At 40.3% G+C, this 22,983-nt stretch carries 18 protein-coding genes and 1 other annotated feature (1 of these 19 running past the window's edge); of the genes, 8 read left to right on the top strand and 10 right to left on the bottom strand.

The window, feature by feature from the left end; all coding sequences use genetic code 11:
• Positions 1-155: a binding site (T-box leader), on the top strand (it extends 95 nt beyond the left edge of the window).
• A gap of 279 nt (positions 156-434) precedes the next feature.
• Both AC1U9Z_RS00495 and AC1U9Z_RS00490 read left to right on the top strand, forming a co-directional pair.
• Positions 435-1,418 carry an ABC transporter substrate-binding protein gene (locus AC1U9Z_RS00495; protein ID WP_479955151.1) on the top strand — a complete coding sequence of 328 codons (984 nt, stop codon included), beginning with the start codon at positions 435-437 and terminating at the stop codon, positions 1,416-1,418.
• 381 nt (positions 1,419-1,799) lie between these two features.
• A complete protein-coding gene (locus AC1U9Z_RS00490; RefSeq protein ID WP_479955149.1) occupies positions 1,800-2,462 on the top strand; it encodes an MCP four helix bundle domain-containing protein in 663 nt (220 codons plus the stop codon).
• 307 nt (positions 2,463-2,769) lie between these two features.
• Here the strand turns inward: AC1U9Z_RS00490 and ligA are convergent, their stop codons facing one another.
• The 5 genes from ligA to AC1U9Z_RS00465 all read right to left on the bottom strand — a co-directional run bounded on the left by ligA (position 2,770) and on the right by AC1U9Z_RS00465 (position 9,266).
• Positions 2,770-4,968: an NAD-dependent DNA ligase LigA gene (gene ligA / locus AC1U9Z_RS00485; RefSeq protein WP_479955147.1), complete on the bottom strand. Its 2,199-nt coding sequence runs from the start codon at positions 4,966-4,968 to the stop codon at positions 2,770-2,772.
• A 128-nt stretch (positions 4,969-5,096) separates the two neighbouring features.
• Complete coding sequence (locus AC1U9Z_RS00480) at positions 5,097-5,975, bottom strand: lipid II flippase Amj family protein (protein WP_479955145.1); 879 nt, start codon at positions 5,973-5,975, stop codon at positions 5,097-5,099.
• A 29-nt stretch (positions 5,976-6,004) separates the two neighbouring features.
• Entirely contained in the window at positions 6,005-8,191 is a 2,187-nt protein-coding gene (gene pcrA / locus AC1U9Z_RS00475) for a DNA helicase PcrA (protein WP_479955143.1), read from the bottom strand.
• 264 nt (positions 8,192-8,455) lie between these two features.
• Positions 8,456-9,064: a UbiD family decarboxylase gene (locus tag AC1U9Z_RS00470; protein WP_479955141.1), complete on the bottom strand. Its 609-nt coding sequence runs from the start codon at positions 9,062-9,064 to the stop codon at positions 8,456-8,458.
• The gene (locus tag AC1U9Z_RS00465; protein WP_479955139.1) at positions 9,030-9,266 is read right to left on the bottom strand and encodes a hypothetical protein; all 237 of its coding nucleotides are present in this window, start codon (positions 9,264-9,266) and stop codon (positions 9,030-9,032) included. Before AC1U9Z_RS00465 ends, AC1U9Z_RS00470 begins: the two co-directional genes overlap by 35 nt.
• 933 nt (positions 9,267-10,199) lie before the next feature.
• Here AC1U9Z_RS00465 and AC1U9Z_RS00460 point away from each other — a divergent pair.
• The 5 genes from AC1U9Z_RS00460 to AC1U9Z_RS00440 all read left to right on the top strand — a co-directional run bounded on the left by AC1U9Z_RS00460 (position 10,200) and on the right by AC1U9Z_RS00440 (position 17,646).
• The gene (locus AC1U9Z_RS00460) at positions 10,200-11,504 is read left to right on the top strand and encodes a DUF512 domain-containing protein (protein ID WP_479955137.1); all 1,305 of its coding nucleotides are present in this window, start codon (positions 10,200-10,202) and stop codon (positions 11,502-11,504) included.
• An 85-nt stretch (positions 11,505-11,589) separates the two neighbouring features.
• Positions 11,590-12,513, top strand: a complete 924-nt coding sequence (locus AC1U9Z_RS00455) for a LysR family transcriptional regulator (RefSeq protein ID WP_479955135.1) — start codon at positions 11,590-11,592, stop codon at positions 12,511-12,513.
• 336 nt (positions 12,514-12,849) lie between these two features.
• On the top strand, positions 12,850-15,126 hold the full coding sequence (gene metE / locus AC1U9Z_RS00450; protein ID WP_479955133.1) for a 5-methyltetrahydropteroyltriglutamate--homocysteine S-methyltransferase: 2,277 nt from the start codon (positions 12,850-12,852) through the stop codon (positions 15,124-15,126).
• Positions 15,127-15,211: 85 nt separating this feature from the next.
• Positions 15,212-17,002, top strand: a complete 1,791-nt coding sequence (locus tag AC1U9Z_RS00445; RefSeq protein ID WP_479955131.1) for a bifunctional homocysteine S-methyltransferase/methylenetetrahydrofolate reductase — start codon at positions 15,212-15,214, stop codon at positions 17,000-17,002.
• A 209-nt stretch (positions 17,003-17,211) separates the two neighbouring features.
• Positions 17,212-17,646, top strand: coding sequence for a DUF6147 family protein (locus AC1U9Z_RS00440; protein ID WP_333531717.1), 435 nt, complete (start codon positions 17,212-17,214; stop codon positions 17,644-17,646).
• Here the strand turns inward: AC1U9Z_RS00440 and AC1U9Z_RS00435 are convergent.
• Both AC1U9Z_RS00435 and AC1U9Z_RS00430 read right to left on the bottom strand, forming a co-directional pair.
• On the bottom strand, positions 17,633-18,364 hold the full coding sequence (locus AC1U9Z_RS00435; protein WP_479955129.1) for a DUF4367 domain-containing protein: 732 nt from the start codon (positions 18,362-18,364) through the stop codon (positions 17,633-17,635). The genes AC1U9Z_RS00440 and AC1U9Z_RS00435 overlap by 14 nt on opposite strands.
• Positions 18,354-18,932 carry an RNA polymerase sigma factor gene (locus AC1U9Z_RS00430; RefSeq protein WP_479955127.1) on the bottom strand — a complete coding sequence of 193 codons (579 nt, stop codon included), beginning with the start codon at positions 18,930-18,932 and terminating at the stop codon, positions 18,354-18,356. Before AC1U9Z_RS00430 ends, AC1U9Z_RS00435 begins: the two co-directional genes overlap by 11 nt.
• A 307-nt stretch (positions 18,933-19,239) precedes the next feature.
• On the opposite strand from AC1U9Z_RS00430, the gene AC1U9Z_RS00425 reads away from it, so the two are divergent.
• Positions 19,240-19,752 carry a hypothetical protein gene (locus AC1U9Z_RS00425; protein ID WP_479955125.1) on the top strand — a complete coding sequence of 171 codons (513 nt, stop codon included), beginning with the start codon at positions 19,240-19,242 and terminating at the stop codon, positions 19,750-19,752.
• A 135-nt stretch (positions 19,753-19,887) separates the two neighbouring features.
• On the opposite strand, the gene AC1U9Z_RS00420 is transcribed toward AC1U9Z_RS00425, so the two are convergent.
• The 3 genes from AC1U9Z_RS00420 to AC1U9Z_RS00410 all read right to left on the bottom strand — a co-directional run bounded on the left by AC1U9Z_RS00420 (position 19,888) and on the right by AC1U9Z_RS00410 (position 22,424).
• Positions 19,888-20,658 (bottom strand): transposase, encoded by a 771-nt coding sequence (locus AC1U9Z_RS00420; RefSeq protein ID WP_479955123.1) that lies wholly within the window; start codon positions 20,656-20,658, stop codon positions 19,888-19,890.
• A gap of 322 nt (positions 20,659-20,980) precedes the next feature.
• Positions 20,981-21,772 (bottom strand): lipid II flippase Amj family protein, encoded by a 792-nt coding sequence (locus tag AC1U9Z_RS00415; protein WP_479955121.1) that lies wholly within the window; start codon positions 21,770-21,772, stop codon positions 20,981-20,983.
• Positions 21,773-22,052: 280 nt separating this feature from the next.
• Positions 22,053-22,424: a hypothetical protein gene (locus AC1U9Z_RS00410; RefSeq protein WP_479955119.1), complete on the bottom strand. Its 372-nt coding sequence runs from the start codon at positions 22,422-22,424 to the stop codon at positions 22,053-22,055.
• Positions 22,425-22,983 lie beyond the last annotated feature (559 nt).

Genomic DNA, 22,983 nt, shown 5'->3' with positions numbered 1-22,983 from the left:
TTCCCTCCGGAGTTGCCGCACTGAACGGATGAATTAGGTGTGGCCGGGGATTCCTGCCGTTAAAAGGGAAAAGGTATTGGACTGTAAGTCCCGTACCGGTAAAGCGGCTTTTGCAATTAGGGTGGTACCGCGAAATCAAGCATTTCGTCCCTTGGGGATGAAGTGCTTTTTTTATTACCGGGGTGGGTTTATTTTCCTGTACCTATGAGCTGGGCTATTAGCCAATTTGGGTGGTACCGCGGAGTAACTCTTCGTCCCTTTAGGGGACGGGGAGTTTTTTATTTGTCTGAAAGGGGGCGTTGTTTTCGAAACTTTCCTGCTTCCTGATTTTAAAGAAAACGACACTGGCACCAAGCTCTTAAAGCACAAAATAATAACAACCTTAGTTGTTTTTGTGCATCGAAATTCTAACAAAATTCTTGGAGGTAAAAAAAATGAAAAAGCTATTATTATTATCCGTCATGTTATTGATTGCTTTAGGCTTGACCGGCTGTGGCAATGAAACTAATAAAGCCCAAGAAACCGACAAGGTAAAACTCGGGATTATCCAAATCGTCGAACATCCTTCCTTAGATGCAACCAGACAAGGATTTTTAGACCTGCTTAAGGAGCAGGGTTACGCAGAGGGTGAAAAACTTACGGTTGATTATCAAAATGCCCAGGGTGATCAAGGAAACCTACAGACCATTGCCCGCAAGTTTGTCCAGGAGCGCAGCGATCTTGTGCTGGCCATTGCTACCCCCTCTGCCATGATGATGGCTAATGAAAGCAGTGACATTCCCATTTTAATCACAGCGGTTACCGATCCGGTAAGTGCTAAACTGGTTAAAAGCACAGAGAAACCTGACACAAATGTAACCGGCACCACAGACATGAACCCAGTAAAAGATCAGTTAAAGCTGATTCAAGAAATTGTACCCAATGCAAAAAAAGTAGGAATTATCTATAACGCCAGTGAAATTAATTCCCAGATCCAAGTTGATGTGGCCGACCAGGCTGCCCCTGAATTGGGTTTGCAATTAAAAAAAGTTACAGTAAATGCCAGCAGTGAAGTAATGCAAGCCGCCCAGTCCTTAACGAATCAGGTGGATGCCATCTATCTTCCCACCGACAACATGGTTATTTCCTCCATCGCCGCTGTACTAAAGGTAGCGGAAGATAACAAAATACCTGTTATCACGGGTGAAGTAAGTTCCGTTGAAAACGGTGCCCTGGCTACCATTGGCATCGACTACTACCAGCTAGGCCGCACCACCGGTGAAATGGCTCTAAGGATATTAAGTGGTGAAAAACCCCAGGATATGGCGATCCAAAGCCAGAGCGGCACCGATCTGGTGCTGAACCTAGAGGCAGCGGCAAGAATGGGCGTCACCATACCAGAATCAGTGAAGGCAAAGGCAAAGAAGGTGATTGAGTAAATTTATCTTTGCACATACCTTCATTGGGTAGCATATACTCGGATTTTTTGCGAACACTCAGGATGACATAGCTGCGGGCTGATGGCTAAGGGCTTAACCCATGCCCCAAGGCCATCAGCCCGCAGCTATTCGCCCAGCAATTCAACAAACACCTGCTCGTTCAAAACAGGCACTCCCAACGGCACAGCCTTATCATACATAGAACCGGGGTTTTCTCTCACTGCCACCTAGTCGGTTTTCTTGCTGACACTGCCAGAGCCTTTCCCCCACCCACACAGGACATAGCCTCACAGCAAATGTTTTTTGTTTAAGTAAATTTCCGAACATGTTATATTATTTAATAGCATAGCCAAATAACAAACAAGGGAAATGGGGTCCGGCATGAGTAAGAAGTATTTCATGGCTTTTTTATTAATTATTTTAATTATCGTAGCTTCTACTACCTTTACAATTAAAAATTTATTAAATATGCATTCAAATGCTAAAGAGATCGCACAAACTTGGGTCCCCAATCTGCAGCTTATGGGGTGGATTAATGGTGCAGTTTCAGATATTCCCAGTATCGTATTAAGACTAACCCTAGAAAACAACCCACAGGAAATGTCTAGGATTGAAAATGAAGAACTAAAACCCTTATTAAAGGAAATAGAAGAAAAACTTGAAATTTATGAAGAACACTATATTTCTACTTCGGAAGAGGCTGATTTATATGCATACTTTGAAAAAAACTGGCATGAATACCTTGATAAATTACCTACAACCCTTGAGGCTGGCAAAGAGAAAAAGTATGATATTACCAATCGACAAATAAAAGTGGCTTACCCTATTTGGTATGAAGCAAATGATACCATTAATAAGATTATTATATATAATAACAAGAAATCGCAAAGAGCTTCTCAGAGTTCTTTTAATCTATTTGAATATACAATTATATTAATACTTTTTTCAAACCTATTTACCATCCTTCTTATCGTAATCATTGTACTATGGACATCGTCAAATGAATTTCGAGAATTGATTAACTTAATGCGTAAAAAGGAATGAAAAATTCATAAGCCTTTGACCTCAACTGATCATAATTTGGATTTATGCCAAGACTTGGGTGGCTGATTTTTATTGTTTCTATGTACAATCTGTTTTTTATGCTTTTAATTTAGTTAGTCAGTAGGTTTACAATTTCTTTCATTTCTTTGGACGAAATCCGGCAAGCCAAAAGGAGTGATTACAGTAAAAAAAGAAGCTAGTCAAGAACGGCTAGCTTTTTTCTAACATGGACGCTTGTATTCGTTTTTATTCATCAAGGGGAACAGCTAATTATGAAGAATGCTTGATTCCTTCATTATAAATCATTTCAAACTAACATTGCCATTAATTTATCTTCCGTAATGACCTCTACGTTTAGACTTTGCGCCTTTGCTAATTTCCCACCCGGATTTTCACCTGCAAGAAGATAGGTTGTCTTACCGGATAAACTTGCAACAACACGTCCTCCATGTTCTTCAATTAACCTTGTCGCTTCTTCCCTACTCATTGTCGGCAAAGTTCCTGTAAGAACAAAGGTTGCACCCTCAAGCCGATTATCCATTACGTTACTTGAAGATCTTGATTTCAAATTAACGCCGGCTTGTTCAAGACGTTCAAGTATCGCTTTGGTTTGAGGCTCAGAAAAAAAGTCAGAAATCGCTTTTATACCTACTTCTCCAATACCTTTGATATCTCCGTTTGCCTTTCGTTCTTTCTCAACCTCACGTAGTTGCTTATTCACTTCATTAAGCAGTTCTAAATCCTCTGGGCTGGTAGAAGTCTTCAGCGTCTTTTCAATTTTATTGCGTTCTTTCCTTAATTGCTTCTCTTTGTCCTTCAACTGTTTATACTTATCATAACGAATCTTTGCAATAGCATCTAGGTCCGGAAAGTTTTCCTCTAAAATACGCCCTGTGTGCTTACCAATATTGGGTATGCCAAAACCGTTTATAAGACGTTCCAGGTTTTGATCCTTTGAAAGCTCGATCGCCGTAAGCAGATTATCGGTGCTCGATTGATACGGATTCTCCTTTTGCTTTTGGGGCCGCGCATCCGAAGCTACCTTTTTACGGGGTCGCGGAGTAATCCCATTCGCAACAAATTCTTCCCGATGGTTTTTGAGATAATATATATCCGCAATATCCTTTAAATATCCCTTCTCCATGAGTGAATGAACCGCTGCCGGACCTAGGCCCTCTATATCCATTGCTCCCCTGGATGCAAAGTGTATAATGAGTCGTGCCAGTTGCGCCGGGCAGTTAATTCCGCTGCAACGGATATCCGCTACGTTGTCACCCCGAAAAGCAGGAGCGCCGCAGACAGGACATCGATCGGGAATTTGAAAAGGAACCGTACCTTCGGGCCGTTGCTCTTTAATTACCCGAACAATCTCCGGAATGATTTCCGCAGCTTTACGTACGATTACCGTGTCACCAATACGTATATCCAGTCGATCAATTTGATCCTGATTATGCAGTGACGCACGAGAGACGGTGGTACCCGCTAATCGAACAGGTTCCAATATAGCTAAGGGTGTTAATCTGCCGGTCCGGCCAACGTTTACCTCAATATGCAACACCTTCGTCGCTTTTTCTTCCGGAGGGTACTTGTATGCAATGGCCCATCTCGGCACCTTTGAACTAGCTCCCAGTTTTTCACGATCGGCTAGATTATCCAATTTTACTACCGCACCATCAATTCCGAATGGCAGATCACCACGGGTTTCTCCAATTAAGGTAATAGCATCCCAAACTTCTTCTTCCTTCGTACACTTAAAATATTTGGGTACTGGGAAACCTTGGGCGGTCAACCAGTCAAGGGTCTCTGCATGAGAAGTAAATTCTTTCCCCTGAACCGCCTGAAGATTAAAGACGAGAATCGATAAATCTCTTTCTGCCACTACATTCGGGTCTAATTGCCTCATCGTGCCTGCCGCACAATTTCTAGGATTGGCAAAGATTTTAGCCCCTATCTCTTCCTGTCTCTCATTGACTGCCTGAAAAACTTCGTTATTCATGTAAACTTCCCCACGCACCTCGAGATATGGAAGTTTTTCATGCATTCTGAGCGGCACACGATCGATCATCTTAAGGTTTTCGGTAATATCTTCCCCATAGCTTACGCCATCGCCACGCGTCATACCTTCCAAAAATTTTCCGTCCCGATATCGTAACGCCACGGCGAGCCCGTCGATTTTGTATTCTACAATAAATACGGGGTCTTTGACCTCATTTTGTATCTTTGCAATAAAGTCCGCTACTTCTTCCCTGGAAAACCGATCATCCAATGAAAGCATCGGAACGTCGTGGGCAATTTTTTTGGCTCCCCTTTTCGCTCTTCCTCCTACTTTCTTTGTAGGTGATTCCGGAGTTGCTAATTCTGGGTATTGTTGTTCAAGATTCTTTAATTCCCGAAGCATCAAATCATATTCATAATCGCCTATTTCCGGTGTATCTTCTTCGTAATATTTTTTATTATGGTACTCAATCTTCTCCCGCAGCTCTTTAATGCGATCAACGATATCCATAAAAATAGCTCCTCCTGCTTCTTTACTTAAAACCAACGGCTTCTGCATAAATAAGCGTACTTAAGTCATGATTAAAGAGCTCGTTTCCCCCTAATTTGATGGGTTCGCTCTGCCACACGCTTTCACTCCTATCTAAAATTAAAAGCGATAATCTCTGCCACGTATTTAATCACATAGGCAGCCGGAACAAAAAACAACTGTGCTAAGAGGGTTCCCAACAAACGTGTTACCGCCAGATAAAAGGACATTTGCTGCACATCTTGCCCTGGCCGCTCTTCCCGCAAAGCCTGGTCGGTAATGCCTGCTGCCGTGGGGTCCACCACGGTGGCAAATAAAATGGTAGCGATACCATTGACAATGCCTGAAAGAAGTGTTGCCGTGGCACGGAATTCCGGAAATAAGGCCCCGGCATAGAGTGAAGAAAGTACGGACGTTGTATAGACACCCGTTACGATGATGTTCAAGACCAAAAACTTTCTGGGGATGGTCAATTTTTCCCGTATGGCCTGACGAAAATACTGTCTGCCGGGTATCTTGATGGTTGCCCGGATCATTTTGGCTGCTTTTCTTGGTGAAAATAACACCAAACCAATCATTTTAGGCACCGATTTTACCTGATCAAAGAGATCAATGCCGCGGGTAAAGACGGTCACAAAGGCGGGGATAAAGACGGCACCAAGCAATGTCCCCAGGGTTGCCCCCAAAATCACCGTACGAATTTGTATATTCAAAATCCCTAATTCCTGTTGATAGATCGCGTTTTCCAGCAAATTAGCCCCGGCACCGGCAGCCTCGTTCCCACGGACGATGGCATGCTCAATAATCGATGAAAGCAACGGTGCCTGCAGCATGTTGGCGGTCTGTGCAATTAAAAAGATGACATTAAACAGGGAATAAGCAGTGGCCAGCCGTTTGGTAATAACCCCTGCTGGTCGCACTGCATAAATCAAGGTATTAATTAAATGGATGATGGCGGTTAAAACCACCACGGCAATTAAGCGGTCCATATTCTTCCTCCGCCATTATTGTTTCCAGATTAGATCTTTTCTAGTGGTGCAAACTGGGCAATCAGGGTTTTCAGACCCAGTTCCGGAAAGGCTACCGTCAGTTCGGCGTTGCCGCCGTCTCCCTTTACCTTGACGATAACCCCGTCGCCCCACTTGGCATGACGTACCTTGTCCCCCAACTTAAAGTTCCCAGGGGTTGCTGGGGTAGAAGGGATTGCCGCTGTACCGGTTTTATTGGCTAGTCCTGGCTTGATTGGCTGACCGGAAATTCCTAGGGATTTTTTCACCGGCGTTTGGCCAACGGTCAGTTCCGCTGGGATTTCTTCTAAAAATCGGGATTTGGCATTCATGTTGGTTCTGCCAAACAGGGTTCTTTCCCAGCAGTGGGTAATATAAAGCTCCTCTTCAGCCCGGGTAATACCCACATAGGCTAAGCGGCGTTCTTCTTCCAATTCCCCTTCGTCGTAAAGGGTTCGGCTGTGGGGGAACACCCCTTCCTCCATGCCAGTCAAAAAGACCACCGGATACTCCAAGCCCTTGGCACTGTGCAGGGTCATGAGGGTGATCTGGTCACTTGCCGGGTCATGCCGGTCTAAATCAGTGACCAAAGAAATGGTGGCTAGGAAATCTGCCAGGCCCCCGGCTTCTTCTCCCTGTTGTTTGTCGAATTCCTTGGTTACCGTAAGGAATTCCTGCAAGTTCTCCAGCCTGGTTCTGGCTTCCACGGTATTTTCCAGTTCCAGTTCAGCCTTGTAACCAGTTCGGTTGAGAACCTCTTCGGTAATTTCTGTTACCGAAAGGAATTCCGCCTGTTTTCTAAGACTGGCGATGGTGTCAGCCAGTTCCCGGCATTGCTTGCGGGCCTTAGCTGGTACCCCGGCAATATCATCCACCAGGGCCAAAGACATGAGAACCGTGAGATCCCGTGAAGCAGCAAAATTGTTTATTTTCTCCAGAGAAGCAGCTCCCACCCCCCGCTTTGGTACATTGATAATGCGTAGCAGGCTTTGGCTGTCCACTGGGTTGACAATTACCCTGAGATAGGACAGTAGGTCCTTAATTTCCTTACGGTCATAGAACTTTAGGCCGCCAAAGATGCTATAGGGAATTCCCTGGCGTAGGAAAACTTCTTCAAAAACCCGGGATTGGGCATGGGTTCGGTAAAGAATGACCATGTCCCGGTATTTGCGGTTGTGGGAAAAATGCAGGTCTTTGACCCGGTCGGCAATATACATGGCTTCAAATCGTTCGTTCTCGGCCCGAAAAATATGCAGCAGAGTTCCCGCCTCCTGGGCGGTCCAGAGTTTCATTTCCTTCGCTTCCAGGTTGTTTTTAATCAGGGCATTGGCCGCCTGCAAAATGTTGCCGGTGGAGCGGTAATTCTGCTCCAGCTTGACCACCTTGGCCTCTGGGTAACCATGCTCAAAGTCAAGGATATTGTTAATATCCGCCCCCCGCCATTTATAAATGGACTGGTTGGGGTCCCCCACCACACAAATATTGCGGTGGCTTTCTGCCAGTAAGTTGACCAATACATACTGGGTATGGTTGGTATCCTGGTACTCATCCACCAGAATATATTTAAATCTATTTTGGTAATAAGCCAAAACATCCGGGTGTTCTTTGAACAAGCGCACCGTAAGCGTGATTAAATCGTCAAAATCCAGTGCATTGTTTTTAAATAACCGTTCCTGATACAGGCGATAAACCCTGGCCGCCACCTGTTCAAAGTATTCAAAGGCCTGGCGATCAAACTGTTCCGGGGTTTGCAGTTTATTTTTGGCGCCGGAGATGGCCGCCAGCATGGCCCTGGGTTGAAAGCGTTTTTCATCAATATCTAATTCCCTCAGGCATTCTTTGACCACGGTTTGTTGGTCCGCATCATCATAAATAGAAAAGTTCGAACCATAGCCCAGTACATCAATCTCCCTGCGCAGAATACGCAGACAGGCACTATGGAAAGTGGTAACCCAAAGATCTTTGGCCGCCTGGGGCACCAAATTTTCCACTCTATTTCTCATTTCATTGGCCGCCTTATTGGTAAAGGTAATGGCCAGGATATTGTAGGGACGTACCCCCTGGCTCAAAATCTGAGCAATCCTGTTTGTCAGCACCCTGGTTTTTCCCGAGCCGGCACCGGCCAACACCAAAAGTGGCCCTTCCGTATGTTGAACCGCCTCTGCCTGGGCGGCATTAAGATTTGCCAAAATATCCATCTTATCCTCCAAATGGTAATATTAAAAGAAAACACTGTACATTATATCAACATTGTTATTCGAAAGAAAGTATCGATTACCTGCTGTTACCGTCACACTATTTTTTCGATTAAACAAAAAGATAGCACCACCTGTGCCGTGGTGCTGCTTTAGCCATTCGCCTTCCGCTTTTTAAAATGCGCCCAACTGTTTGACCAGGACCATGCCTTCGGCATTGGTCTTAGCTTAAAATATTTTTTCCTCACATAGGCGTGTCCCAAACATTTAAACTTCTTTCTTTAATTTCTTGACTAATTTAATGATATTAATATCTGGCTCCTTGCCAGCCTCGCTCTCAAGGTAGTCGAAATCTATTTCTTCAAACTGGGATTTCATTAATAGTAAGGCCCACTCCTGATCTGCAGAGGATTTCCAATATACTGCAGCCCTAAGTCGATCAAGAATAAGATCCTCTATGCCGATAACATAAACATGAAAACCATCCTCCACCGTAACCTGAAGAATCCGATCCATGTTTCCGGCTAAAACATCATCCGGTATCTCCAAAGGGAGTCCTAATTCTTCGTGATACCAATGTCGGTAGTCCGGTGCCTTTTTAAAACCTACCATTTCAAAAACCTTTGCCGCCAATTCTCGTCCATTTAGAACCAAGTCTACATAAACAGTCGTATAGTGACCCATTGTATATATTTCTACCGCATGCCCGCCAACGATAATAGGACGAATATTTAACTTCTCAAGCAAGAAAGTTAGGTAACTGATAACTTTTATATTCTTTTGAAAGGATTCCATGGGTTGGTCTTGAATAAAAGTGATTTTTTCTTGGATTTCTTTTATATTATTTTCGGAAATTGAATATCCAATTTCTACCATCCTTGATCAATATCCCTTCTTTCAAGTATTTTTCGTATTTTTTTGTGATGGCCATAGCCAACAAATCAAGTTCTTCGGGCTGCCTTTCTTTTCGGTCGATCCGTTTATCCTTTGACAAACTGGCTAAAGAAGCAAGTTGCAACTGTAATGTTTTGGCTTTTTTATCCTTGTTCATTAACCTATCCATGGTAATTTTTCTCATGACCCACCACCACCTAAGTTTTCAACTGCGAAAACATCTAAATAATTAAACTTTACCATTATCTTTCAAACCCATTATATTTCAGACCCCCTCAGCAGAGAGAATCTTTTCTGGTAAAAAACAATTTTTTTGAAACCAAAATGCTACCTCCCGTATCTAGGTATTAAAAAATAATTTAAAGGGTAGCACTAATGTTCAAAAGAATCAAATCGCTTGCAATTCTACGGGTCGGGTTGATATTCCTAACGATTGGTCAACCCGTTATGGCACAAGAGCAGATAACGGTACTTTAACCGAAACGAATACTTCTTACACTCGTTCTCTTACTGTAATTAACCCATCTTAATGAGTTAGCCAGAACAAATTTAATATTTCTATACATCGCGATTAGATTCCTCTTATTCATACAAGTGCAGATCATGTCGCAATAAGGCGATAGATTTTCAAAGCCAAAACCACCTTCTTTTTGTCTAGTAATTAAGTGTCGGGAAATAACCCTTGACCCTGCTCCCTTGGACTTTTTGCACGGGTTTATTATGGGTCAACCGTTGAAACGGTATTTTGAGAGATATTTAACAGAGAATTAATAGGATTTCTTGACAAGAAAATCGGTGGCAGGTATTGTAATAATAAGTGCGAATGTTTAGGATAGCTACTTTGTGTGATCCAAAAGTAACTCTAAGTTTATGCTAGTGGAGAGAAAGCTTTGGAAGGTTTGGCATCGATGCTTTATATCGCTAGGAAAACTGGCTAGTTGTCATCGCCTATTGATCGCGATGACAGGAATGGGATTTGCGTAATTAATCTGTCCTTCCCGGCTAATTGGCCGTTTTTTTATGTCCAAATATATACATGTATACTAAGCGTCACACCGTGGCGATCATATGAGGTGGCCGCTGTGGGTTTAAGTATATATTCAAAAGGAATGGAAAAATGAACACTAAAATATCAAAGATAATAAAATGCAGTATTGCCGAAGAATTAGAGGTCGAAGTCGGAGATAGCCTGATCAGTATAAATGGCACGGAGATTAAAGATATCATAGACTATAAGTTTTTAATGGCAGATGATTACATAGAGGTTGAAATAGAAAAGAAAAATGGAGAGATTTGGACTCTTGAAGTTGAAAAGGATTATCAAGAGGATTTAGGCCTTGAGTTTGAAAATGGCATCATCGATCAAGCTCGACGCTGTCATAATAATTGCCTTTTTTGTTTTATTGACCAGTTGCCGCCAGGAATGCGAAAAACGCTGTATTTTAAAGATGATGATTCAAGATTGTCTTTTCTTCAAGGCAATTTTGTGACCTTAACAAATATGACCGATGATGATTTCGAAAGAATTATTCGATACAGAATCAGTCCTATCAATGTTTCGGTACACACAACCAATGCTGAGCTTAGAAAAAAGATGCTTAATAACAGATTTGCCGGAAATATTTATGAAAGACTGGAGAAATTAGCCGCTGCCGGTATCCGCATGAATTGTCAAATCGTATTGTGTCCTGGCTATAATAATGGGGAAGAATTAATAAAAACAGTAAATGACCTATATAAACTATATCCGTCGATTGAAAATGTTGCGGCAGTACCGGTTGGGGTTACTAAGTTTAGGAAAAATCTAAAAGATATAACCTTATATGATGCTCATCGTGCTAAAGCAGAACTTGACAGGATAAGTCCGTTTCAGAAAAAGGCATTGAGGCAAATTGGAACACCCTTTATCAGATTGGCTGATGAATTCTATGTGCTTTCTGGGACTGAAATTCCGGATACCGAATTTTACGGAGATTTTGAGCAAATTGAAGATGGTATCGGAATGATCCGATTTTTTAGAGATAGCATTACAAAAAATCTCAAAAAGCTTAACAGAAAAGGAAAAGGATCATTCAGTTTGATTACAGGTGTTTCCGCCTACAAAGAAATAGTATGGGCTGCGCAGGCTATTGAGAAAAAAAATAACAGCATCAAAATAAATGTTCATAAAGTTATAAATGATTTTTTTGGTCCGACAATTACGGTGGCCGGCCTGCTGACCGGACAGGATATTATGAAACAGATCCAGCCGCAGCGTGTTTTCGATTATATAATAATGCCTAAGAATATGTTTAAGAGTGACGAAAATATCATGCTGGATGATGTTACTGCTGTTGACTTGGAAAAATATTTTAACAAGCAGATTTTACTCTGTGATTTTACGGGGGAAGACTTGATTCAGGTCATTAACGAACATATTTAAGTGGGTTTTTTCGCAGTCAGAACCGGACTGATTTATGCAAAGGTAACATCGTTGAAATGGATTTCATTGGAAGTTGGAGAAGCTTATGAAATTGAAACAATTAAAATATATCATCGAGATAACCAATTGCGGGTCTATCAATGAGGCTGCAAAAAGGCTGTATGTTACGCAACCCACTCTTTCAAACGCTGTTAAGGAGCTTGAAACCGAAATCGGCATAGAACTATTTATCCGAACCCCGAAAGGAATCACGCTTTCCCGGGACGGCGCCGAATTCCTCGGTTATGCCCGGCAGGTTGTCGAGCAGGTAGGACTTTTGGAACAGCGGTACTTGAACAAAAAACCTTCAAGGCAACTTTGCTCTATTTCTACTCAGCATTATGCTTTTGCAGTTAATGCCTTTGTAAACCTTATCAAGCAAAGCGGTGCGGATGAGTATGAATTTACTCTTCGGGAAACACGGACGTATGAAATTATTGAAGATGTCAAGAATCTGCGCAGTGAAATTGGCATCATGTATATAAACCCCTTTAACCAAAGGGTTATAGAAAAGCTGCTGCGTGAAAATCGTCTTGATTTTCACCCGTTGTTTACTGCGAAGCCGCATATTTTTATAAGCACGCAAAACCCACTTGCCGGGCGGGAATTTGTCACCTTGGAGGATCTCGAGGAGTATCCTTACTTGTCCTTTGAACAGGGCGAATTCAACTCTTTCTATTTTTCAGAAGAAATTTTAAGCACGGTATTTCATAAGAAGAACATCTATGTCAGCGATCGGGCAACCCTGTTCAATCTTTTAATTGGCTTGAATGGTTATACCATATCCACTGGAATTGTCAGCGCAGATTTAAACGGCGACAATATTATATCTGTACCACTAAAAGTCGATGATCGTATTCAGGTTGGCTGGATTTCCAACCATCAGATACAACTAAGTAAGCTGGCGAATGCTTATTTAAATGAATTGAAGGCGGTAATACAAGAATATGGTCTTCCATTGCAAGAATAGGTTATAGTTAAAAACTATATATTAATATAAAATTTATGTATTACCCTATATGGTCTTTCCTATGCTATACTGACAAAAAATTGTACAGCAAGGAGCATCCTATATGGGTAATTTTTTTACAAACGCTGCTAAGCGAACAGCGACTCTTTTTCAAAATGGATCATATTGTATAACGTGCTGAATAATCGAATGAGCAATTGCCGCAAGATGGGGAAGGCCGTGAGAACCGGACACAGTCGCGCTACGGTATCGGAAGGTCGTAATGGCCATTCCGGAGTCCGATTACCATGGTAATTGCCAGTTTTTTGTCGCGTCAACAAAAAAGGAGGAATAATTTTGAACACAGGAGCAAGCACTTATGTGGTGGGTTTTCCGAGAATTGGGGAACAAAGGGAACTCAAAAAAATTCTTGAAGGGTATTGGGAGCAAAAAAACAGCTTAGAGGAGGTTGTCGGTGTCGCGCGGGATTTGCGCCAAAAACACTGGCTACTGCAAAAAGAGGCAGGCATTTCTTTTATCAGCAGCAACGATTTTAGTTTATACGATGGCATGCTGGATACGGCAGTCATGTTAAACGCAATTCCGGAAAGATTTAAAGATATTAAAGACGAATACGAACGTTATTTTTCTATGGCACGCGGCAATAAAAATGCTGTCGCGATGGAGATGACCAAATGGTTTAACACGAATTATCACTATATTGTGCCGGAACTTTCCGGTGACATGAAGTTTGCATTAAACGAGGATAAAATAATTAATGAATATTTAGAAGCCAAGGGCTGTGGGATTAAAACAAAGATTAATATTATTGGTCCTATAACATTTTTAACGCTGTCAAAACGGGTGGACGGTAGTCCGAATACTTTGGAGTTATTGCCCAAGATTTTGCCTTGCTACGTTTCGCTGCTGGAAAAGCTGGCAGAGCTTGACGATGATCTTTATATCCAGTTCGATGAACCGGTCACCGTAAAGGATGTTGACCAGCGGGCGATCGAATTACTGTGCTCAAGCTATAAAGAACTGGCGGTTGTAAACGATAAGCTTAAGCTAATCGTAATGACCTATTTTGACCATGCTACAGAAGCGGTATCGGCATTGGCTGATGTGCCAATATACGGTATTGGCCTTGATTTTATTTATGGCAAGGAAAACTTGACTGCATTGGATTCTTTAAAGGACAAAAAACTGTTTGCGGGCGTCGTCGACGGACGAAACGTTTGGAAAAACGACTATCGCGAGACATTGGAATTGCTCAAAGCCATCGAGATGAAAGTCAGGAAAGAAGACATTGTCATTTCTACCAGTTGTTCACTTCTGCATGTTCCCTATTCTTTGGAACAGGAAGAGCAACTTGCTCAAGATATAAAATCGTGGTTGAGCTTTTCGGTGGAAAAACTGCAGGAGTTGTCGGAGTTGGCCGCACTGTTTTCAGGTGATAACTCTAAAAATATAGCAGCGATTTTGGAAGGCAATCAAAGGATTTTCGCTGAAAAACAACATTCGCCGAAAATAGTGGACACCAAAGTCCGTGAACGTATCGGCAATGTGGCGCCCATCGAGAGAAACGAGGTTTTTGCTGACCGGATCGCGGCACAAAGTAAAGTGTTAGGTTTAGGTGCTTTTCCGACTACGACGATCGGCAGCTTTCCCCAAACAGCCGAGATCCGAAAGCTAAGACGGGATTTTAAAAATAAGGTTATTTCTTCTTCACAGTATGAGGAAGGTATTCATCGCTATATTGATTCATGCATCCAGTTTCAGGAAGATATCGGGCTGGATGTACTGGTGCATGGTGAGCCGGAAAGAAACGACATGGTTGAATATTTTGGTGAGCAGCTTGCCGGCTTTGCATTTACAAAAAACGGCTGGGTACAAAGCTACGGCAGCAGATGTGTCAAGCCTCCGGTTATATACGGCGATGTCAGCAGGCCGAACCCGATGACTGTTGCTACGATAGCCTATGCCCAAAGCAGGACAAACAAAGTGGTCAAGGGGATGCTGACCGGACCGGTCACCATTCTTAACTGGTCCTTTGTCCGCAATGATCTAAGCCGCGCCGATGTGTGTGAACAAATAGCGCTGGCCATCAGGGACGAGATTGCCGACCTGCAAGATGCCGGCATCAAGATTATCCAGGTGGATGAGGCCGCCTTTAAGGAAGGCTATCCGTTACGCAAACAAAAGATTGCTGCTTACGAGGAGTGGGCTGTTAGAAGCTTTAAGTTAGCAGTCAGTTCCGCGTCAATAAAAACACAAATCCATACGCATATGTGCTACAGCGATTTCAATGATATTATTCATACCATTGAAAAAATGGATGCCGATGTTATCACGATCGAAACTTCCAGAAGCGGCAATAAGCTACTGCAGGTTTTCGCCGGCAACGGCTATGCAAATGAAATAGGTCCCGGAGTGTATGATATTCACTCGCCAAGAGTTCCGTCTGTCGAGGAATTGGAGGAAAAGCTCCATCAATTAATGATGGTTTTGCCGCCGGAGAAATTATGGGTTAATCCCGACTGCGGTTTAAAAACCCGTAAATGGGATGAGGTAAAACCAAGTTTAACCAACATGGTTAAAGCTACACAGAATATACGACGAGAAATACAGTAAAAATGATTGTTTCAGAGGCAGGGCTTTATTGCCTTGCCTCTGCGGCTTAATTTCGTTTGCTGCTAGATATTTTGAGGGTGAAGATATGATAAGAGCGTATTTGAAGGACAATATTCTAATAACAGATGGCGCCATGGGTACTTATTATGCTGAAATTACAGGCAAGCACGATGTTCCTCCCGAAACAGCCAATCTGGACGATGCCAAGACCATTGAAAGAATTCATCATGAGTATATTGAAGCCGGAGCAAAACTGATAAAAACAAATACTTTTTCAGCAAATAGCATTGGAATGGATGCCTCAAGAGCAGACATTGAAAAGATTATTAGCGCCGGCATCGCTATCGCCAATCGGGTGGTCTTGAAGAAAAACGTCTTTGTAGCGGCAAGCATTGGCCCTATACCGGATATGGTCGGTAAAACTGACATGGACCCGGCTGTTATTATAGATGAATATAGGTTTGTAGTGGATGTATTTTTGAAGAAAAACGTCAAAATATTCATTTTTGAAACGTTTAGCGACATCCGATACCTTAAGGAAATAACCCAATACATCAAGGAAAAAGACAATTCCATATTTATTTTGACTCAATTTGCGACAACCCCTGAAGGATTTACCAGAAAAGCTTTAAGTATTGATCGCATCATAACCATGGCAAGAAGCTGTGATCATATTGATGCTTATGGTTTTAATTGCGGCGTGGGGCCAACCCATATCTTCAATAACTTGAAGGGCAAGATATTGGCAGAGGATCTTGTAGCGGTGGCTCCTAATGCAGGATATCCTGAAATCGTCCGTGGTAGAACGGTATATATTAATAATCAGGATTATTTTGCCGAGAGAATGAGAGAAATTCGTGGACTGGGGGCAAAAATTTTAGGGGGATGTTGCGGAACAACCCCTGCCCATATTAAAAAAATGGCGGAACGGACTCATTCAGGGAAGGCAGATTCTTTTTCCTGGCCATCCGTTTTACCTAAGCCAAGTGTGCTTGCCGACAGAAAAAACCGAAATGCTTTTTCCGAGAAATTAAAAAGAGACCAGTTTGTCCTCGCGGTGGAGCTTGATCCGCCGTTTAACGCTGATCCGCATACTATTATGAATAATGCCCGGATTTGCAAAGAAAGTGGCGTTGATATCGTTACCATAGCGGATTCTCCCATGGGGCGGGCAAGGGTTGACTCCATGATGCTTGCCGCAAAAATCAAAAGAGAAACTGGCATTGATGTGATACCACATATTTGCTGTCGTGACAAAAATATTAATGCACTGAAATCCGCGTTGCTGGCCGGGTATATTGAGGATATCCGAAATGTGTTAGCCGTTACCGGCGACCCCATTGCCGAATCGGACAAAAGCGAAATTAAAAGCGTGTTTAACCTTAATTCACTTAAATTAATTGAACTGGTATCCTCTATGAACAAAGATGTTTTTTCTGAAGAGCCGATTCATATAGGCGGGGCATTGAACCTAAATGGTATGAAGCCTGAAGGCGAAATACAAAGAATGTTAAAAAAGGCTGATCGGGGCGCTACTTTTTTTCTTACACAACCTATATTCGATGATCAGGTCATCGATTTTTTAGCACAGATAAATTCAAATGATCATGTTAAAATACTAGGCGGCATTATGCCGTTGGTAAGCTATCGAAATGCTCAGTTTTTAAATAACGAGGTAGCGGGAATCAGAATACCAGAAAACATTATAAACAAGTTCGATCCTGCTATGGAAAAAGAAGAAGCAGAAAAATTAGGAATAGAAATAGCTTTGGAAATTGCTGAAAAGATGAAAAATGCTGTCCATGGATTTTATTTTATTACGCCGTTTAACCGTGTTAGCATGATTACAAAAATAATCAATCGACTCGGTATGTAAGTTCAATCGCTTGTCGAGAAGGGGAAAAGCATGCACTATCGTTTCTCGAACAAAGTAGTGAATTCCGCCGTGTAATTCCAGGAAAAGGATAGGCTCCCCTTATGGTCTCCTCAAGAAGGAGATTCTTTTCTGGTAAAAAATAAATTTTTGAAACCAAAAGGCTACCTTCCGTATCTAGGTATGAAAAATAATTTAAGGGGGTAGCTTTAATGTTCAAAAGAATCAAATCGCTTGCAATTCTACTGGTAGGGCTGATGTTCCTAATTATTGGGCAACCCGTTATGGCACAAGAGGAAAAGAGCAATATAGGTGAAGTAACGCCGATGGCTTACCAATACCTATTTGACTGTTCCAGCCTGTACACACTGAATGGAACTAGTATCGGTGCCTCTGGTACAACCCAAACTTACACCAATGTTAGTAAAATCACCACCACAGTATATCTGGATAAGAAAACTTCCAGTGGCTGGACCGCAGTTACGAGTTGGACAAGCAGCGTAACTAATAACGCTTACTCCACTACAAGTGGCAGTTACAAAGGCACTCCGGGGACAACTTATAGGGTAAGATGCTTACACCGGGCAGATAACGGTACTTTATCCGAAATGAATACTTCTTACACTAGTTCTTTTACTGTAAATTAACCCGTCTTAATGAGCTAGCCAGAACAAATAAATCTTCCTCGTCCAACGGCCCAGTTATTGTAACAAAGATATCTCTATCAACCCAGCACAACTGTTTTTTACCATCTTTAAAAACCAATAGATTCGCGTCCTGTCCCTTAATATTAACCTTTTTTAAAACCGCATCCTCGGTATCGTATGAAGTGGCTTGATTAAAGTCACCAATAATATTAATCTGAGCGATATTTACTGGTTGGGATTTGGCAGTATTAAGGAATAACACAAGCTTTGTAGAATCCCCTACCTTTTGCGTTACAGCTCTTTCAATAGTATACTGACCGGCTAAATCAATAGGTAATAGAGCTTGATAAGGTATATCATTTAAGACCTGTGCAACTTCTGGTTTAAAGGAGTACACCGGGTCTTTTTCTTTTTTCTGAGTTCCAAATGAAATATGGACAGTTTCAACCTTGCCGGCAATAAAGGAGCGGATCGTCTCAAAAATCTTTAAATTTAAGGCAGTTCCTTCCTTGGGCATAAACCAAAGTCCCACTACCAAAAAAATAATTAATGAACAGGCCACAACAGACCACTTAGATGGTGACTTTGGCTTAGGGTTATATTTGTTATTATATCTCTCCCAGGCTAAGTCCATATCCACATCCGTGTCTTTTCGCGCCCGATCCTTAAGGGATTCTTTAATCAGTTTATCAATGGTTGTGTATTTATCATCCCTCAACTTTCAACCCGCCCTTCTGTTTACTAATAACATAACCTTCTTTGATTAAACGGTTTTTGATATGGGCTCTCGCCCTATGTAAAAGCGTTTTAACAGTACCTTCGGGTTTTTGGATCAATGTTGAGATATCCTTTACCTTCATTTCCTCATAGTAATACAGGTGAATGACTTGCTTCATAGCAGGGTCTAGGGAATCGATTGCTTGATTTAACTTAGATAAGGTGTCTTGTGAACTGACCACATGCTCCGGTGAGTTTTCGATAGAGTCAAGAATAGGACCTACGAGATCAATACTAACTATATTCTTGTACTTATTAAGAATTCTGTTAACGTTATTTATCGTAATTTTCTTTATCCACGCTTCAATCTTATCCGGATCTCTTAGTTGGTCTATATTTTGCGTTGCTATAAATATCGCTTCTTGTGCAGCTTCTTCAGCTATGTCAGCATCCCCACAATAAAAATAGGCAGATTTTAAGGCCGACTTATAATGAAGTTCGAAAATAAGTTTACTAAAATCCTGATTAACCTGTTTCTTTTTAGAAAAGAGCTTTTTAAAAATAGACATAGTAGCCCCCTAAGAGGTTTGATGAATTTTATATAATATTTCTATACATTGCGATTAGATTCCTTTTATCCATACAAGCACAGATAATGTCGTAATAAGGCGATAGATTTTTAAAACCAAAACCACCTTCTTTTTATCTAATAATTAAAGGAGGTGGTTTTGTGTTTTAACTAGCTTGAATTTAATATATAAAAATATTTAATAATTAGGGAGGACTATACCTTCTATTACACAGAGGAATTATTTAATAAAATATACAGGAGTGATCTAATATCTGAAATATAAAAAAATATGTATAGCAACAAGCATGGCTGCAGTGGTTTTAGTAATATTTCTACACAATTCTTTTTTCCAGATTGAAGATGAAGATAAGATTAAAGAGACAATTACTCAAGAATTATTAAAAACAGAGGGTAAAAACTACACAATACAAGATATACAAATGAGAAAACAATTGGATTTGAAATTTAGAAAAATTGTAGTATACTCATTTCCTTCAGCAGATGAAAGAGAAATTATTGGCACTGCAAACTTTTATAAAGGTCTAAATAACAAATATGCAGTTGGTGAAATATACTGTCAAAAAAAATTTGTATATCTCTTTGTTGTTAAGGATTTTGCCACTAAATATTTGATTATCGCAGGTAAAAACAATCAGAGTAACATTGATTACATTGAACTAACCAATAAAGAAGGCAATAGCTATAAAGAGGATATTTCAAAAGAAGAATATTTTATTTATAAAAAAAATGTAAATCTATTAAGATGCTATCGTATGCTAGATAAGGAAGGTAAGGAAATACCTTTAGCTCCTTTTTGATAGCATTATTAAAGAATATTTTAGGCCCTGTTTGAACGATTGCAAGCAGGGTTCTTTTATTTTAGTTATATCAAATTTGAATATTATGATGAATTTGAGCCACCAGGGACACAAGGGGACGTTTTCACTGTGTCGCTAAGCCCTTTTAACAATATTAAAACTTACACCAGTCAGGCGGGATATTTGCCGGATGCTTAATCCTTCAATCTCTTTTAGTTTATGCAGCACCATATCCCGCTCTGCCCTACTCATTTCTTGCAATATTTTAGCCGGTTTATTTTGTAACATTTTTTCTATCACTTCACGAGCCTGGGAATCACTCAACGCAGTTCGTTTCATGTCCTCTAAACATTTATCCTCGTTTTCAACTTCAGTAAATTGCTGTAATGCTTTGATGGCTTGTTCCTCTTTTTCGGAAAATATACCCAGTATCAAACCCGTATTGGTTATTCCCAATAACCCCTTACCATCATAATAATCCTTACAACTGCTCCAACAATATTCTTGGGCTCTTTTTACCATTCCTGCCTTAACAGGATTTTGATGTATATATCTAATGACTACTTTTAAGTAAATATCATCTTCAACATTTTCACTTTTGAAGCGGTTTTGGAAAACATGCCCAACCCGGTTATATTTCCAGTTATAATAATAGGCATAACTTGCACCCAGGCGATGCATCAGATTAGATATTTTCTTTAATCCTTCTTTTAAGAGAATATGGGCATGGTTATCCATCAGACAATAGCCAAGAATCAACGCATTGCTATCCTGGGCTATTCTTGCCAGGGTATCCAAGTATCTTTGACGATCTTGATCATCATGGTATATGGTTTCCTTGTTTATTCCCCGAACAAGTAAATGATATATTCCAGTTGTGCTGGTTTCTCTAGCTTGCCGTGGCATTATTTTAACCCCTTTTTTGTTCATCTTACCACGAGAAACTAAATGACACAACAAAAACGTCCCCTTGTGTCTACACTCTTTTCTAATGCATCTTTATAATTTATTAGACCATAACCATAAGTATTATCTTTCCCAGCATCGCCCAGATCAATTGCTGTATCTTCAATTAAATCTTTTAACTGTTTATTAGTTATGTTTTTATTATGATATTTTATAATGCTCACTAATGCGGTATTAAATCATGTCCTCAATCCCTTTAAATGTATATGCCCGGATAATAGAATATTCGAATATTTACTATCATGTTGTTAATACGCACTGATCACCTATAAATTTTAGCAATAAGCTCTGCAGAAGGTATAAGCAGAAATTGTCCTAAAATAGTACCTAATAATTTTGTGACAATCAGTAGTAAAACCAATGTTTTAACATCCTCATAGGGTCTTTCACCCTTTAATGCCTGGTCTGTAATGATAGCGGCCTTTGGATCAATAAATAGCGTTAATAAAATGGTTGCAATCCCATTTATCATACCAGCAGAAGCTGCTGCTGCCAATCGTTGTTCTTCTGCCACGAATGTAGCAGAGTAATTTGCAGATAAAACTCCGATCGTGTAAATACCTGTTATCACTACATTCAGAAATAATAATGTCTTAGGAATATGAGCGAACTTTAAGTTATGTAACATTCTTTTTGATGGTCTTACAGTAGTTTTAACTAGTCGTTTTATATTAGATATTTGAAAGGCACCAATAATAATAGCTGGAATCGAACCAGATGAACCTAATCTTTTAATAACTTTATTAAAAATCTTTAGGAATGTAGGGATAAATATTATCCCTATTAGGGTGCCTAATGTAGCTGAGAAGATAACTAGTCTTAACTGTAGGGTAGGATCAATATTACTTGTAATACTTTTGCCGATTAAACTACCTATCAATGGTGCTTGAAATGTATTAGCCGTTCTAGAAATCAGAACAAAGATATTAAAGAGGGAAATAGATAAAGCAAATTGCCCGGTTTTAACAGCATTAAGTCTAACCGAGTAAGCTAGGGTATCAACTAAATGAATTATCGATGTTAGAACTATCAATTGATATACGGTTTTTTCCATAATTTTTCCCTCCATAAAAGGTACAATTAGTAAATAAAATATAACCCCTTATTTTTAAGGAGTTATATTTTATTTGCATTTGATATGTGTTCCAAGTGCTTCCATTTTGTACGTTTAGCTATAATTATTGATTGTACCAGGTGCGATTGGCAGTATCTGCCGGTTAAATCTCGCAGTAGCAGGTACTGATGAACTAGCAACTTTATTAGTTATGCTGAAAGTACCATAGGTAATTGGGCTAATTATAACCAGGGGTAAACCAGAGGAACCATCTCCTGGTTTAACATTTCTTATCCACCAACTTTAACTGGCGTTTCTTATAAAATAGAAAAATAAATATAAGAGTATTTACTAAAAAATTTAAGAAAATAATAGTGATAGAATCTTTTGTGTCTAAACTATTATAGTTAAATATAAAGGATAATAATTGTATGGGGAAAATGAAAAATAAAACAAATCTAAATAAATATTTTATATATTGTAATTTATCTATCGTCCATTTATTAATATAAAAAAAACCGCAAAAAATAAGTACCAATCCAATAAGAGTATTTTCAATAAGATTTTCTGGTGTAAAGAAATTTTGAATAATCATGGTTATACCAAGAGCTAATGGTGCCCCACTAAAACTTACCTCATGCTTTTCAGACAATTTGGTACCCCCTTTATGGTAGATGTGCTTAACCACATTTACCATAAACATTTAAACTATAGCTCAGAACATACTCCATTTTGCCAAGCCATATTACAAGCTGTTTCACAAGCCCAGAACGTATTTGGTTGTTCAATAAATACCAAACATCCTTTAGTACAAGCAACGAGACTGGAAAATGTATAAACCCACTTGTCAAATATTCCAGCCCCTTTTAATTCTGAGAGGCTATTTAGTGAAACTTATATTGGAATAAGGTAAACTAAAACCACCTCCTTTATTTATAGACAGAAAAAGGTGGTTTTTGGTTTTAAAAAATTATCTTTTTATTTCGACATTATTTTATTTATAGGGATTAATTAGGAATACATAGAAATGTTATAAAATTTTTTGGGCACTTAGGGGAACATCTATATTAAAACGATTTTTATCAGTGAGCATTTTGCATAATCAAAAATGCTTGGTTTTAAATCATCCGTTGACTCGCAGTGTAACTACGAAGTAGCAGCGGTTACTGCACCTACCAGGGCTGGTGCTTTTGTAGTAGCCATAACTGCTC

It is taken from the genome of Desulfotomaculum sp., from assembly GCF_982386235.1.
This window is presented reverse-complemented; position numbering and strand designations above follow the sequence as displayed.